This window comes from Pseudomonas sp. L-22-4S-12, from assembly GCF_009799935.1.
Lineage (GTDB): Bacteria > Pseudomonadota > Gammaproteobacteria > Pseudomonadales > Pseudomonadaceae > Aquipseudomonas.
Window position 1 is genome coordinate 497,803 of the sequence record NZ_WELL01000001.1, and the last position, 14,354, is coordinate 512,156.

The following is a 14,354-nucleotide window of genomic DNA, read 5'->3' on the forward strand; positions in this document are numbered from 1 at the left end:
CCGTCATGTACAAATCCGCACTTCTGCACACCGGCCTGTTGGCCGCCAGCCTGCTGGTCGCCCCCCTGCTGCAGGCCCAGGTCAGTGCCGAGCAGGCCGCCCGTCTCGGTCAGGATCTCACGCCGCTGGGCGCGGAAAAGGCCGGCAATGCCGCCGGCACCATCCCGCCCTGGGAGGGCGGCCTGGCGCGGCGCAGCGATGCCTTCGACCCGGTTGCCGGCTACAAGGACCCGTTCGCCGCCGACCAGCCGCTGTTCAGCATCAGCCACGCCAACGCCGCGCAGTACCGCGCGCAGCTCAGCCCCGGCCAGCTGGCCATGCTCCAGCGCTACCCGGACAGCTGGAAGCTGCAGGTCTACCCGAGCCGCCGCTCGGCCTCCTACCCGGACAAGGTGTATGCGGCGATCAAGGCCAATGCCGGCAGCGCCAAGCTGATCGAGCAGGGCAACGGCATCGCCGACTTCAAGGTCGCCACGCCCTTCCCGATCCCGCAGTCGGCCCTGGAAGTGCTGTGGAACCACCTGGTGCGTTACCGCGGCGACAGCGTCAAGCGCTACTACGCCCAGGCGGTGCCGCATGCCAGCGGCGACTACTTCATGACCCAGATCGAGGACCTGTTCCTGTTCAACCAGGATGCCGGCGACGCTAGCAAGGACAACGGCAACGTGCTGTTCTACTTCCGTCAGTCGGTACTGGCGCCGGCGCGCCTGGCCGGCACCGAGCTGCTGGTCCACGAGACCGTCGACCAGGTCAAGGAGCCGCGCCTGGCCTGGCTCTACGCCGCCGGCCAGCGCCGCGTGCGGCGCACCCCGAACGTGGCCTACGACTCGCCCGGCACCGCCTCCGAGGGCATGCGCACCACCGACAACTTCGACATGTTCTCCGGCGCCCCGGATCGCTACGACTGGCAGCTGGTGGGCAAGAAGGAGATGTACGTGCCCTACAACAACTACCGCTTCGCCGCGAAAACCAACAAGTACCGCGACATCGTCAAGGCCGGCCACGTCAACCCGGACCTGCTGCGCTACGAACTGCACCGCGTCTGGCATGTGCGCGCCACCCTCAAGGCCGGCGAGCGCCACCAGTACAAGCAGCGCGACATCTACTTCGACGAGGACAGCTACCAGATCCTGCTGGTCGATCATTACGACAACCGCGACAACCTCTGGCGCCTGGGTGAGTCCTACACCATCAACATGTATGACCAGCCACTGATCTGGACCAAGGGCGATGCGGTATATGACCTGATCGGCGGGCGTTATGTCATCGGCATATTGTCCAATGAAGAACCGGCGGATCAGTTCGATATTGCCCTGAAACCCTCAGACTTCACCCCGGCGCAACTACGCCGCGACAGTCGCCGTTAGTGCTTGGCAACTTCCAGGTAATTACAGATCAGCCGCGAAAGTTCCCCGGGCACAACTTCCCGGGGGGTCACGCCCAGACTGCCGACCATGGTGAAGTAGTTCATGCCGGCCAGCAGCATGTGTGCGGCCAGATCGGCGGCCTGTTCGGGATGCGGGTGGCCGAGGTCGCCGGGGCGGGCCAGGGCGATGCGGCAGAAGGTCTGGCCGATGTAGGCGTTGAGCTGGTGGAAGCGCTGGCGGAACTGCAGGTCGGCCGAGCTGCGCCGAATCAGGGCGCGCAGCAGGCCTTCGCTGCCATCGAACAGGCGGATCAGGCCCTGGATGAATCCCTCGATCTGCGCCTGCAGCGGCAGGGTGCTGTGGCCGAGTTCCTCGGCGACCAGGGCATCGATGGCGGCGCGGCTCTGCTCGACGAAGCGGTCATGCACGGCGTACAGCAGCATGTCCTTGTCGCCGAGCAGGCGGTAGAAGGTGCCGACCGAGGACTCGGCCAGCTGGGCGATCTGCGAGATGCCGGTTTCCTCGAAACGGTTATTGGCCAGCAGTTCGGCGGCGACATTGAGGAAGCGTTCCAGGGCTTTCTTGCTGCGGGCCTGGGTGGGACTGGCAATGCTGTACATGATCAATTCTCGAACCGGCGCCGGCCGATTCTAGGGCCTTTACCGGAGCAAGGCAAATAGCCGGAAAATGCTAGAAAAGTTCAGTTAATTAACGATAAGAGCAACTTTCTATTTATCCGAAAGTTTCCGGGTAATGCACTTTTATTGTCTTCGATTAATCAATGGAAACCGCTATGGACTATATAAACTTGCCCGGCGGGCGCTTCGCCTATCTCTGCGAGGGCCAGGGTACGCCGGTTTTGTTGCTGCACGGCCTGGGCTCGTCCTTGCTCGACTGGCAACCGCAGATCGAGCACCTGGCGCGCTACTGCCGGGTGTACGCGATGGACGTGCGCGGTCACGGCCGGAGCGAGCCGTTGCGCGCGCCGGTGAGCATGGCCGAACTGGCCGCGGATGTGGCGGACTTCATCGCCGCCATGGGCATCGGGCCGTGCATCCTGGTCGGCATCTCCATGGGCGGCATGCTGACCTTCCAGCTGCTTGCCGACCAGCCGCAGCTGGTGCGCGCGGCCGTGGTGATCAACAGCGCGCCGAGTTTCATCGTCGACTCCTGGCGCATTCGCTGCCAGGTCTGGCTGCGCCTGGGCCTGGTGCGCCTGTTCGGCCTGCCGGGGTTGGCGCGGATGCTGGCCGCCAAGCTGTTCCCCAAACCCGAGCAGCAGGCTCTGCGCGAACTGGTGACCCAGCGCATCGCCGGCAACGAGCAGAGCTCCTACATGCACGCCATGCGCGCGATTCCCGGCTGGTCGAGCCTGCCGGCGGTGCAAACGGTGGACACGCCCCTGCTGGTGGTGGCCGGCGACCGCGACTACACGCCGCTGGCCTACAAGCAGGCCTACGTCGCCCTGCTGCGCAACGCCCGCCTGGAGGTGATCGCCGACTCCGGGCATGCCACGCCGCTGGACCAGCCCGAGGCGCTGAACCGGCTATTGGATGGCTTTATCGCCGAGCATTCGGCGGCTTTACCCGCCTGACGCGTGCCGGTGCGCTGGTTACACTAGCCGCAGACTTCCTCTGCGGCGTTTCCCATGCACCTGCTTCCCTGGTCCCACCCGAGTTCTGCCGGCTTCACCCTGACCGGCTGGCATACGCCGCCGTCCGGCAAGCCCTTGCTGCATTTCCTGCACGGCAACGGTTTCTGCGGGCGTACCTACGAGCCCATGCTGGCGCTGCTGGCCGAGCGGTTCGACCTGTGGCTGTGCGATGTCCAGGGCCACGGCGAAACCGAGCACGGCGGCCGCTTCCATGGCTGGAACCGCAGCGCCGAGCTGGCCGTGGAGGCCTTCGAGGCCGGCCGCGGGATCTTCGGCGCGGTGCCGTGCTTCGCCCTCGGCCACAGCTTCGGCGGGGTCCTCACCAGCCTGATCCTGGCGCACCACCCGCAGCTGTTCCAGCGCGCGGTGCTGCTCGATCCGGTGCTGTTCAGCCCGCCGATGATCGGCGTCATGAGCCTCTCCGAACTGCTCGGCCTGCACCGGCGCAACACCATGGCGAAGAAGTCGGCGGCGCGCCGCAGGCACTGGCCGGATCGCGCCACGGCCTTCGCCCTGCTGCAGGGCCGCGGCATCTTCCGCGGCTGGACCGACGCGGCGCTGCAGGCCTATGTCGACCACGCGCTGAAGGACGTGGCCGGGGGCGGCGTCGAGCTGAAATGCCGGCCCAGCCGCGAGGTGGATATCTTCAGTTCCTTCCCCAAGCGTCTGTGGCCGGCGCTGGCCAAGGTACAGACGCCGACCCTGCTGCTGCACGGCGGCAAGACCTACCCCTTCGTCGGCAAATCGGCGCGGCGCCTGGCGGCGAGCAACCCGGCAGTGCTCGAGCGGCAGGTCGAGGGTGGGCACTGCTTCATGCAGGAGCAGCCGGCGCAGAGTGCCGAACGGGTCGGCGACTTCCTCCTGCCGCGCGGCTGAGATGAGCGCCGCACGCGAGGCGGTCTGGCTGGCGCTGGCCGAGCTGTGGCTGGATAGCGAGACCGATGCCGCCACGCTCGACTCCATCGTGCGCACCCTGGGTGCCAGCGGCCTGGCGGTTGCCGAGCTGGAGCGGATCTTCTACTACGAGGTGGCGCCGGTGGTCTGGCTCAACGCCTGGAGCGTGGCCGGTGTGTGGGACGCTTTCGACCCGCAGTGGCTGCGTGACGAGTGCCGGCGCAACCAGCAGCGCGGGCGCTGGCACCGCGGCAAATGCCGGCTGCTGCGCCGGCCGATGACCCATGCCTGCATCGAGCACTGGCGGCTGATCTGCCGGCGGCTCCGGGAGGCGTGATGGCCCGTCAGTGGTCCATCCGGTCGTGGCGGCGCTTCCAGTCCTGCAGCTGGATCACCTTGGCCTCGTGCTGGGTGGCCACCGGCTCCTCCTGCGGGGTGCTGATCGGGTAGGCGTCCAGCTCGATGCGCCCGAGCTGCTGGCCGAACATGCTGATGCTGCCGCTCAGGCGCTGCTCGCCGGTGACGGTGAACTCGAAGTCGTAGAGCCGGGCCAGGCGCCGGTGGCCATGGGTGTCGCGGCGCAGGGCCAGGCCGCGCAGGGCGACATTGCCATCGAGCAGCTCGATATCCAGCTTGGCGCAGTGGCGCTTGACCAGTTCCAGGGCGCGCTCGCGAATGCCGTGGCCACGCCAGAGCCAGGCGGCGACGGCGGCGCACAACAGCAGCAGGGTCAGATCGGCCAGGCTCAGCATGACAACTCCACGGGCAACCCCGGCAGCTTAACCGACCGGCCCGCAGAACTCAGCCCCCGCCCTTGCGACGGCCCGGCTTCTTGGTTAGCGTCGGCCGACGAGACCATCGGCGGGTGCCCGGATGCGCGTGATCAAGCTGCTGTGCCTAACCCTGTTGGCGCTGGCCATCGCCAGCGGCGCGTTCTTCTGGCTGCGCGACGAGCCGCCCAGCGCCGAGGTGCAGGCCTGGTTGCAGCAGATTCAGGCCAGGCCGGCGCAGAGCGCCGCCTACCTGTTCCTCGCCGGGCTGGATGCGCCGCCGCGGCACTCGCCGGCCGCGCTGGGCGAGAGCCGCCTGCGCGCCTATCAAAGCTGGCTGGCGCAGCATGGCCCGGCGCAGGGCTTCACGCCGGCGCCCCAGGCCCAGCTGGCGCTGCCGGCCGGGGCGGCGTTCTGCGCCATCGAAGCCGGCGCCTGCTTCGCCAGCCTGCGGCAACGCCAGCAGGAGTTGCCGGCACTGCTGGCCGAGCATGCGGCGCTGCTCGGGCGCTATCGCCACTTCCTGCGCCTGGACGACTACCACACCCTGAGTGCGCCGGGGATGGCCGAGCCCATGCCGCCGCTGCCGTACCTCATGCGCGGCCAGCAGCTGCTGAGCCTGCAGGCGCTGCAGCAGGCACTGTCCGGCAATGGCCCGGCGGCCCTGGCGCTGCTGGCGGAAGACCAGGCCGGGCTGCGCCGGCAGCTGGCCCGGGCCGATCACCTGGTGCTGAAGATGGGCCTGGTGTCCATGCTCAACCGCAACCTGGAGTGGCAGGTGCGCCTGTATCGCCAGGGCTGGTTGCCGCGGCCGGCGCCGATTGCGCCGCTGAGCCAGGCCGAGCGTTCGCTGGTGGCCGCCATGCAGCGCGAGTTCCTGCTGGGCAAGGTAATGCTGGAGAACCTGCGCGAGGAGGATATCCCGGCGCTGCTCGAAGAGGCGTCGCTGCTGTTCGAGTACAAGCCGCAGATGACCATCAACGCCAGCCTCGGCCTGTATCAGGCGATCGGCCAGGGCTCCGAGGTCACCCCGGCGGGCTTCGCCCAGCTGCTCAAGCTGGGCAGCGGGCCGCAGGTGCCCTATACCGGCTTGCGCAACCGCATCGGCAATATTCTGCTGAGTATCGCCAATCCGGATTTCGTCGACTTCGTCGGGCGGGTGATGGACCTGGACAGCAAGATCAAGCTGGCGAACCTGAGCTTCCAGCTCGCGCCGGGCCTGGTCGGTGCCGAGCAGCTGGCCACCCTGGCGGATGCCGGCAACCCCTACGAGGCGGCGCAACGGCCGTTTCTCGACAAGCAGGGGCGCCTGTGCTTCGAGGGGCCCTTGCCGCAGAAGGACTTCGGCCGCTGCGTGCAGCTCTGAGCGATGCGTGCCCGTGGTGGTTGCCGCGGGCGCGCCGTGCCGCTCAAGCGCGACTCAGGCGTTGAGGGCCAGGTAGCGCTGCTCCAGTTCCTCGCGGATGGCCCGACGCTGTTGCGCCTGGGAGAAGCGCCGCTGCTCGTCGGCCGTGGTCGGCTGCAGGGGCAGCACGGGCTGGGACTGGCCGTTGTCGTCCACCGCGATCATGGTGAAGAAGCAGCTGTTGGTGTGGCGCACCGAGCGCTCGCGGATGTTCTCGGTGATCACCTTGATGCCGATCTCCATCGAGGTGCGGCCGGTGTAGTTGACCGAGGCGAGGAAGGTCACCAGCTCGCCGACGTTGATCGGCTCGCGGAAGATCACCTGGTCCACCGACAGGGTCACCACGTAGCTGCCGGCATAGCGGCTGGCGCAGGCGTAGGCGACCTGGTCGAGGTACTTGAGCAGGGTGCCGCCATGCACCTTGCCGGAAAAGTTGGCCATGTCCGGGGTCATCAGGACGGTCATCGACAGTTTGTTGGTTCCAAGTTCCATGCGTTTCTCATAGGCAAGTAAGAAAGTGCTGGCCTGTGCAGTCCTGCGGGTCTGCTTATTGTTATAGGTGCTGCGGGTGATCTTCGCGGGGCCAGCGCGCCGGGCCATGCAAGTTTGCGGCCGCGGCAGCCGCGCAGTATCCCCGATCCGCCCGCGGCCCGCTAAGCCGCGTGCTTGCCATCCGCCAGGAGGCGCCGCCGATGGTCACCGCTTTGCGTTACAGCCGGTTGCTTCTGCTGCCTTTGGGTGCCTCGTGCACTGCGGCGGAGCAGCCCTGCGTTCCACGCGAACTGGCACCGGGCAATGGCTTGTACTTTAGCCAGGGCGATAGCGGGTTGGCTCATATCGTGCTCTGTTTGTGGGAAGGGTTGGGCGCACCCTTGTAGCTATTCGCCGCCGCCGCTCAGGGCAGGTAGATGCGGAACTCGCCGCCGCCCAGCGGGCCGCCGTTGCTGATCGCGATATGCCCGTGCACGCCGTTGCGCTCGTGCAGCTCGGCGATGCGCCCGGCGAAGTACAGGCCCAGGCCGGTGCTGCCGGTGCTGTGGTTGAGGCTCAGCACGTAGTCGGACTGCTCGGCGAGCATGGCCGGCGGGTAGCCCTGGCCATCGTCGCAGATCGCCAGCACCAGGTGCCCCGGCTCCTGCCAGGCACGCACCAGCAGGGCACTGCGCGCATAGCGGATGGAGTTGGTGATGATGTTGGCCACCACCGAGCCGAGCAGTTCCTGGTCGAAGAAACCCAGCAGGTCGAACTCCGCGACCTCGCAGCGGGCAACGATATGGCGGCTCTGCAGCACCTCGTGGTGGCGCGCCAGCTGCGCCTCGATGAAGTCCTCCAGCTCGTGGTAGGCCGGGCGCAGCGGCAGCTGGTTGACCCCCAGCTTGTACAGGCCGAGCAGCTGCACCAGCATGCCGTTGAGGCGGGCGAACTCGTACTCGATGATGCCGTGCTCGCGGCCGTGCAGCAGGGCCTCGGGCATCTGCTGCAGCCATTGGCCGTGGGTCTGGGTGAGCATGGCCAGGGAGTTCTTCATGTCGTGCACGGTGGAGGCGATCACCGTGGAGAAGTCCAGCCCGTCGCGTTCCCCGCTCATGCGCCGAACACCCGCCGGCGCAGCTGCTGGTAGCGCTCGTAGCGCGGGTCGCCGGGCGGCATCCGGTTCACCGCATCCAGGCAGCGCCGGCACTCCTCGAGCACGCCCGCCGCCGGCTGCTCGCCGCCCAGGCGCAGCAGCGACTGGGCGACGTTGAGGGTGATGCTGATGTTCTTCGGCTGCAGCGCCAGGGCCCGGCGGAACAGTTCCAGGGCATCGCCGAAGCGGCTCAGCTGGTAGGCGCGCACGCCCTGGCGATTGAAGTCGACGGCCTCCTGGCCGGCGCCGAGGATCTGCGGATCGTCGGTCTGCCTGGCGACCTTCTGCAGCACCGCCGGGTCGTCACCGTAGATCTCCATGCAGCTCTTCAGCAGGCTGTCGCTGGCCGCCGCCTGGCCCAGCTCGCGCAACTGGCCGGCGACCTGCAGGGCCGCGTCGGCGCAGAAGAACTGCGGCAGTTCGGCCATGCGCGCCACCGCCTCCTCGGCCAGCCTGGCCGCCCGCGCCGGCTCGCCGGATTTGCCCAGAGCCCCGGCCTGCATCAGGCTGGCGCGCACCTGCAGGGCCGGGTCCTCGCCGTAGTATTTGTCCAGCTCACCCATGGCCTGGCCGATCTCGGCCTGCACGCGCTTGTCCAGGCTCTCGTCGCCGGCCTCGGCCAGCAGTGCCTGGGCCAGGCCCAGGTAGCTTTCCGGGCTCTTGAAACGCGAGTTGCGGCCCTGCTCCATGGCCTGGCGATAGGCCTTGGCGGCGCTGGCGAAGTCCTCGTTGTCCAGCGCCAGCTGGCCCAGCTGCATCTGCCGGCGGATGGCCAGCGGCGACAGTTTCACTGCCTCCTCGAGCACCGCCTGGGCGCGCTGGTTCTCGCCCTGGGCCGCGAGCACCGCGGCCAGGCCGTCGTACAGCCCCGGCTGCATCGGGCAGGCCGGCAGCGCCCGCTCGTAGACTTCGCGGGCGCGGCCCAGCTCGCCGCGCGCCTGCAGCAGGCGGCCGAGGGCCAGGTAGGCCCAGGGCATGGCGCGGTCGGCGAGCACGGCGTTGAGCAGCTTCTCCAGCTCGGCGTTGCGCCCCAGCTCGCGCAGGGCGCCGGCCTGGTAGCGCTGGCACAGCGGCACGAAGCGCCGGTCCTGGCGGCTGAGGGCGTCGCAGGCGGCCAGCACGGCGGCCGGCTCGCCCTTGTCCAGGGCCTGCAGGATCGGCTTGAGCGCGGCCTTGCGCTCCACCAGCTTGTCCAGGCGCTGGACCAGGCTGGCGCGGTTGAACGGCTTGGTCAGGTAGGCATCCGGCTCGTGCTCCAGGGCACTGAGGACCATGGCCTGGCTGCTCTCGGCGGTGACCATGACGAAGATGCACTGGTGGCTGATCAGCTTGCCGACCAGCAACTCCTCGAGCACCTGCTGGCCATTCTTGCCGGCGCCCAGGTTGTAGTCGTGCAGGATGATGTCGTAGCGCTTCTGCCGGCACAGGGCCAGGGCCTCTTCGCCGCGGTCGGCGGTGTCCACGTCGCGGGCGCCGATATCGCGCAGCATGGCCTTGAGCGAGCTGCGGAAATCGGAAAAGTCGTCGACGATCAGAAAGCGCGTGCTGCTGTAATCCGCCATCGGCTGGATCCTTGTACGGCCGCAAAAGTCACTGCAGTGTAAGGCATGAATCGCCCCTCAACCGCCCTGCTCCAGCTCCAGCAGGTTGAGGAGGAACCGGGCGAAGTAGATCAGGTCCTGCTCCATGGCCTGGCGCGCGGCCTTGGCGTTGCCGGCCTCGATGGCGGCGAAGGCTTCCTCGTGGAAGTCGTTGAGGCGCAGCGACAGGTCGGCGCCGGTGAACAGGCGGTTGAAGAACGGGCCGATCTGCAGCCACAGCGACTCGATCGAGCGCAGCAGCACCGGGTTGCCGCAGGCGCCGTACAGGCACAGGTGGAACTGGCTGTTGGCGTCCAGGTAGGCCTGCACCTGGCGCTGCTCGATGGCCTGGTCCATGCGCGCCACGCAGTCGCGCAGCTCGGCCAGGTCGGCCGGGCTCAGGCGCGGGGTGGCCAGCTCCACCGCCAGGCCTTCCAGGCCCAGGCGCACCTGGAAGATGTCCTGGTAGCGCTGGCGGGTCATCGGCGGCACCCGCACCGAGCGTTGCGGCTCGCCTTCCAGGGCGCCCTCGGCGACCAGGCGCTGCAAGGCGGCGCGCACCGGCATCGGGCTGGTGCCCCACTCGGCGGCCAGGTCGCGGATCTTCAGCCGCTCGCCGGGCTGGAAGCGCCCGGCCAGCAGGCCTTCACGAATGCGTTGGTAGAGCTGGTCCTGCAGATTGTCGGCCATGGTCATTCACCCTTGGCCGGTGGCGCGGGCAGTTGGGCGAGAGTCAGCGAGCAGTTGCGCATGTTGATGTCCTTGTAGGGTTTAGGCGTAGGGTGCGCCGTGCGCACCGGGACTCGACTCGGGCTGGCTGGTGCGCGCGGCGCACCCTACGGGGCCTTGTTCTCGATCAGGCAGTTACCGCCATCCACTACGATGACCTCGCCGGTGATGTAACTGGCCTCGCGGGAGGCCAGAAAGGCCACCGCCGCCGCCACTTCCTCCGGGCGCCCGGCGCGGCCGATCGGGGTATAGGTGCCGGCATGCCGTTCTTCTTCCGTGGAGGAGCCCGTGGCGATCCAGCCGGGCGCCACGCTGTTGACCGTGATGCCCTGCTTGCCGACCTCCAGAGCCAGGCTCATGTTCATCCCCAGCATTGCCGCCTTGGCCGCGCTATAGGCCGACTCGCCGGGGTTGCTGCCGCGGGTGCCGGTGGTCGAGCTGATATGCACGATGCGCCCGTAACCACGGGCCTTCATCCCCGGCAAGACGCTGCGGGTGAGCAGGAAGGCGCTGGTCAGGTTGCGTGCCAGCGACAGGTTCCAGGTCGCCAGCTCCATGTCCGCCACGTCGGCGAACGGCTCCGGGCTGCCAACCATGGCCATCCCGGCGTTATTCACCAGAATGTCGATATGGCCGAACTGAGCATGAGCCCACTCGGCCAGCGCCTTGACCTGCGCTTCGTCGGTGAGGTCGGCGGCCATGGCGCGAGCGTCTATACCTTCAGCCTGCAGCTCGGCGGCACGCTGCTGGATGCGCGCACTGCTGGCCGTGATTAGCACCCGCACACCAGCGCGGCCGAGACGGCGGGCAATGGCCATGCCGATACCGCTGTCGCTGCCGGCCCCGCTGATCAGGGCCACTTGCTGTGTATTGTCCATTTTCATCGCCACCTGTGATCACAAATTTAGGGGAATCTACCTCAATACCGCTTATAAGACACCTATTGACTTATTTGTGATCACAAACAATCATGTGCAGAAATTCGAACGAGGTGTTCAACATGACTGCCAGTGGCATCAGCCCAGCCGCCGTAGCAACTTTCGCCAGCCGCGAGCGCCAGCGCTTCATCGAGCGCAACCCCAAGTCTGTGGCCCTGGCCGAGCGTGCGCGGCACTCCCTGTACGGCGGCGTGCCGATGCACTGGATGGCCGACTGGTCGACCCCGGTGCCGCTGTTCGTCGAGCGGGCCAAGGGCGCGCGCTTCTATGACGTCGACGGCCACGAGTACATCGACTTCTGCCTGGGCGACACCGGCACCATGTTCGGCCACTCGCCGGACCCGATCGCCAAAGCCATCGCCGAGCAGGGCAACAACGGCCTGACCACCATGCTGCCGGGTGAGGACGCGGTGGTCTGCGGCGAGCTGCTGGCTGCGCGCTTCGGCCTGCCGTTCTGGCAGGTCACCGCCACCGCCACCGACTCCAACCGCTACGTGCTGCGCTGGGCGCGCGCCATCACCCAGCGCAAGACCCTGCTGGTGTTCGACGGCTGCTACCACGGCACCGTGGATGACGTGATGGTGCGCTGCATCGACGGCGAGACCGTGCCGCGCTCCGGCCTGGTCGGCCAGGCCTACGACCTGACCGAGTACAGCCGCTCGATCCCGTTCAACGACGTGGCCGCACTGGAGGCGGCACTGGCCCAGGGCGACGTCTGCGCCCTGCTGTGCGAACCGGCGATGACCAATATCGGCATGGTCCTGCCCGAACCGGGCTTTATGCAGAAATGCCGCGAGCTGACCCGTAAATACGGCGCGCTGCTGATCATCGACGAGACCCACACCATCTCCACCGATATGGGTGGCTGCACCAAACTGTGGAACCTCGACCCGGACTTCTTCGTGGTCGGCAAGCCGATCGCCGGCGGCGTGCCGTGCGGCATCTTCGGTTGCAGCGCGGCGATGGCCGAGGCCATGACCGCCGCGCGCCAGCGCGCCAGCGAGGGCAGCCACGGTCACGGCCACAGCGGCATGGGCACCACCCTGTCGGCCAACGCCCTGGCCATGCACTGCATGCGTGCCAACCTGGAACAGGTGATGACCCCGGCCGCCTACGCGCACATGTTGCCGCTGGCCAAGCGCCTGGCCGACGGCTTCCGTTCGCTGATCGGCAAGCACGAGCTGAAGTGGTCAGTGACCGAGCTGGGCGCGCGCAGCGAGTTCCAGTTCTGCCCGGTGTCGCCGAGAACCGGCGCCGAGGCCGAAGCGGCGTTCCACGACGAGCTGCAGATGGCCCTGCACCTGTACCTGATCAACCGCGGCATCCTGATCACCCCGTTCCACAACATGACCCTGTGCTGCCCGAGCACCACGGCGGAGGATGTGGACAAGCTGATCGGCATGCTCGACCAGGCCCTGACCGAGCTGCTGGCCATTCCCGGCGCCCGCGAATAATTCGTAGGGTGCGCCGTGCGCACCGTTAACCCTGTGGTGCGCACGGCGCACCCTACGTGAGAAACCACCATGCAATTCGCCAACCCCCAGGAAGCCCGCGACTTCCTCGCCGCCCACCCCGAAGTGCGCAGCATCGAGCTGATGCTGATCGACGCCAACGGCATCCCGCGCGGCAAGCTGCTGCACCGCGACGAGCTGCTGGCCATCTACGAGAACGGCCGGCCGCTGCCCAGCTCGATCCTGGCGCTGACCATCCAGGGCGAGGACGTCGAAGAAAGCGGCCTGGTCTGGGAAGTCGCCGATGCCGACTGCTGGACCTACCCGCTGCCCGGCAGCCTGACTCTGCAACCCTGGCGCACGGTACCCACCGGCCAGCTACAGGTCAGCATGCACCCGAGCCAGGGCCTGCCGGCCGCCCCGGCCGATCCACGCCACGTGCTGGTGCGCGCCATCGACCGCCTCAAGACCGACGGCTACCATCCGGTGATGGCGGTGGAGCTGGAGTTCTACCTGCTGGACAAGCAGCGCGACGCCAACGGCCGCCCGCAGCCGGCGCTGCAGGCCAACGGCGTGCGCCCACAGGCACCGCAGGTGTATGGGGTGTACGAGCTGGAGCAGCTGCAGCCGTTCCTCGACGACCTCTACGCCGCCTGCGAAGTGCAGGGCCTGCCGGTGCGCACGGCGATCTCCGAGTACGCCCCCGGCCAGGTCGAGCTGACCCTGGAGCACCGCTTCGACGCCCTGCAGGCCATCGACGAAGGTGTGCGCTACAAGCGCCTGGTCAAGGGCGTGGCCAATAAACATGGATTACAAGCCTGCTTTATGGCCAAGCCGTTCGGCGACCTGGCCGGCAGCGGCCTGCATATGCATGTGTCGCTGGCCGACGAACACGGCAACAACCTGATGGCCTCGGAAGACCCGCAGGGCACGCCGCTGCTGAAATATGCGATTGGCGGGATGATGGCCACCCTCAACGACGCCCTGGCGATCTTCTGCCCCAACGCCAACTCGTTCCGCCGCTTCCAGGCCAACAGCTACGCGCCGCTGGCCAAGAGCTGGGGGGTGAACAACCGCACCGTGTCGTTCCGCGTGCCGGGCGGGCCGGCAGGCAGCCGGCATGTCGAGCACCGCATCTGCGGCGCCGACGCCAACCCCTACCTGGCGGCGGCGGCGATCCTCGCCGGTATCCATCACGGCATCCAGCACCAGATCGACCCGGGCGAGGCCATAGTCGGCAACGGCTACGAGCAGGCCCGTGAGACCCTGCCCACCGACTGGCTGACCGCCCTGCGTGCCCTGGAGAACTCCAGCTGGGCCAAGGAGGCCCTGGGCGAGGACTTCCTCAAGGTGTTCCTGGCGATCAAGTGGAACGAGTTCCGCCAGTTCATGGGCGAAGTCGGCGAGCAGGACTGGCGCTGGTATCTGACCCACGCATAGCCCGTAGGGTGCGCCGTGCGCACCGGGGTGCCTCTGCGGGGCCATCAGCCAAAGGTGTTGCAGCGCAGTACCTTGGCCCGCGCCAGCACCCGGCGCTGGCTGTCGTACAGCCAGCCCTGGGCCTTCATCAGCAGCGGCCGGGCCTCGATGCGGTACTGCTGGCCGGCAGCGAAGCCGTCGTACTGCAGGCGCAGGTGGCAGGTCATCTGCAGCGGCTCGCTGTTGAAGTCGCTGCCACCGCCGCCGCCGGCCACTTCGAACTGGAAGCGCACGTCCAGGGTGTGGGCGCCGGGGCTGACCTGGAAGTAGCGGCCGTCGGGGGTCTGCTGATCATCCAGCTTGTGCGCCATCAGGGTGTAGCCGGCACTGGCGTACAGGGTGACCCAGGCCTGCTGCGGGTCGGGCGGGGGCAGCGGGCTGGCGCAGGCGCTGAGGCTGAGCAGGGCGAGGAGAAAGTGCGGGCGCATGGTGGAGGGCTCCGGGCGACGAACTTTCAGCA

The 14,354-nt window shown here is 67.8% G+C and carries 15 protein-coding genes; 7 read left to right on the forward strand and 8 right to left on the reverse strand.

Going from position 1 to position 14,354, the window contains the following annotated elements; translation table 11 throughout:
• Positions 1–5: 5 nt before the first annotated feature.
• Positions 6–1,367 (forward strand): DUF1329 domain-containing protein, encoded by a 1,362-nt coding sequence (locus tag F3I16_RS02290; protein WP_160492143.1) that lies wholly within the window; start codon positions 6–8, stop codon positions 1,365–1,367.
• Here the strand turns inward: F3I16_RS02290 and F3I16_RS02295 are convergent.
• Positions 1,364–1,987: a TetR/AcrR family transcriptional regulator gene (locus tag F3I16_RS02295; RefSeq protein WP_160492144.1), complete on the reverse strand. Its 624-nt coding sequence runs from the start codon at positions 1,985–1,987 to the stop codon at positions 1,364–1,366. The two genes, F3I16_RS02290 and F3I16_RS02295, sit on opposite strands and share 4 nt — an antisense overlap.
• A gap of 173 nt (positions 1,988–2,160) precedes the next feature.
• On the opposite strand from F3I16_RS02295, the gene F3I16_RS02300 reads away from it, so the two are divergent.
• Genes F3I16_RS02300 through F3I16_RS02310 form a run of 3 tightly spaced genes read left to right on the forward strand, consistent with a single transcriptional unit; the run spans position 2,161 to position 4,252 of the window.
• Entirely contained in the window at positions 2,161–2,961 is an 801-nt protein-coding gene (locus tag F3I16_RS02300; RefSeq protein ID WP_160492145.1) for an alpha/beta fold hydrolase, read from the forward strand.
• A 54-nt stretch (positions 2,962–3,015) separates the two neighbouring features.
• Positions 3,016–3,897, forward strand: coding sequence for an alpha/beta fold hydrolase (locus F3I16_RS02305; protein ID WP_160492146.1), 882 nt, complete (start codon positions 3,016–3,018; stop codon positions 3,895–3,897).
• A gap of 1 nt (position 3,898) precedes the next feature.
• Positions 3,899–4,252 carry a hypothetical protein gene (locus tag F3I16_RS02310; protein ID WP_160492147.1) on the forward strand — a complete coding sequence of 118 codons (354 nt, stop codon included), beginning with the start codon at positions 3,899–3,901 and terminating at the stop codon, positions 4,250–4,252.
• Positions 4,253–4,259: 7 nt separating this feature from the next.
• Here F3I16_RS02310 and F3I16_RS02315 read toward each other — a convergent pair whose 3' ends face one another.
• Complete coding sequence (locus tag F3I16_RS02315) at positions 4,260–4,667, reverse strand: DUF3301 domain-containing protein (RefSeq protein WP_160492148.1); 408 nt, start codon at positions 4,665–4,667, stop codon at positions 4,260–4,262.
• A gap of 121 nt (positions 4,668–4,788) precedes the next feature.
• Between F3I16_RS02315 and F3I16_RS02320 the strand changes: the two genes are divergently transcribed.
• Positions 4,789–6,051: a hypothetical protein gene (locus tag F3I16_RS02320; RefSeq protein WP_160492149.1), complete on the forward strand. Its 1,263-nt coding sequence runs from the start codon at positions 4,789–4,791 to the stop codon at positions 6,049–6,051.
• A 54-nt stretch (positions 6,052–6,105) separates the two neighbouring features.
• Here F3I16_RS02320 and F3I16_RS02325 read toward each other — a convergent pair whose 3' ends face one another.
• From F3I16_RS02325 to F3I16_RS02345, 5 genes are all read right to left on the reverse strand, one after another.
• Complete coding sequence (locus tag F3I16_RS02325; protein WP_160077529.1) at positions 6,106–6,582, reverse strand: acyl-CoA thioesterase; 477 nt, start codon at positions 6,580–6,582, stop codon at positions 6,106–6,108.
• 403 nt (positions 6,583–6,985) lie between these two features.
• Complete coding sequence (locus F3I16_RS02330) at positions 6,986–7,678, reverse strand: sensor histidine kinase KdpD (protein WP_160492150.1); 693 nt, start codon at positions 7,676–7,678, stop codon at positions 6,986–6,988.
• Complete coding sequence (locus tag F3I16_RS02335; protein ID WP_160492151.1) at positions 7,675–9,279, reverse strand: tetratricopeptide repeat-containing response regulator; 1,605 nt, start codon at positions 9,277–9,279, stop codon at positions 7,675–7,677. The genes F3I16_RS02330 and F3I16_RS02335 overlap by 4 nt, the downstream gene beginning before the upstream one ends.
• 57 nt (positions 9,280–9,336) lie before the next feature.
• Positions 9,337–9,987 (reverse strand): GntR family transcriptional regulator, encoded by a 651-nt coding sequence (locus tag F3I16_RS02340; RefSeq protein WP_160492152.1) that lies wholly within the window; start codon positions 9,985–9,987, stop codon positions 9,337–9,339.
• A 146-nt stretch (positions 9,988–10,133) separates the two neighbouring features.
• Positions 10,134–10,910 (reverse strand): SDR family NAD(P)-dependent oxidoreductase, encoded by a 777-nt coding sequence (locus F3I16_RS02345; protein WP_372239592.1) that lies wholly within the window; start codon positions 10,908–10,910, stop codon positions 10,134–10,136.
• 116 nt (positions 10,911–11,026) lie between these two features.
• Between F3I16_RS02345 and F3I16_RS02350 the strand changes: the two genes are divergently transcribed.
• The gene (locus F3I16_RS02350; RefSeq protein WP_160492154.1) at positions 11,027–12,418 is read left to right on the forward strand and encodes an aspartate aminotransferase family protein; all 1,392 of its coding nucleotides are present in this window, start codon (positions 11,027–11,029) and stop codon (positions 12,416–12,418) included.
• Positions 12,419–12,487: 69 nt separating this feature from the next.
• Positions 12,488–13,855, forward strand: a complete 1,368-nt coding sequence (locus F3I16_RS02355) for a glutamine synthetase family protein (RefSeq protein WP_160492155.1) — start codon at positions 12,488–12,490, stop codon at positions 13,853–13,855.
• Positions 13,856–13,899: 44 nt separating this feature from the next.
• Here the strand turns inward: F3I16_RS02355 and F3I16_RS02360 are convergent, their stop codons facing one another.
• On the reverse strand, positions 13,900–14,322 hold the full coding sequence (locus F3I16_RS02360) for a hypothetical protein (protein WP_160492893.1): 423 nt from the start codon (positions 14,320–14,322) through the stop codon (positions 13,900–13,902).
• Between the last annotated feature and the right edge of the window lie 32 nt (positions 14,323–14,354).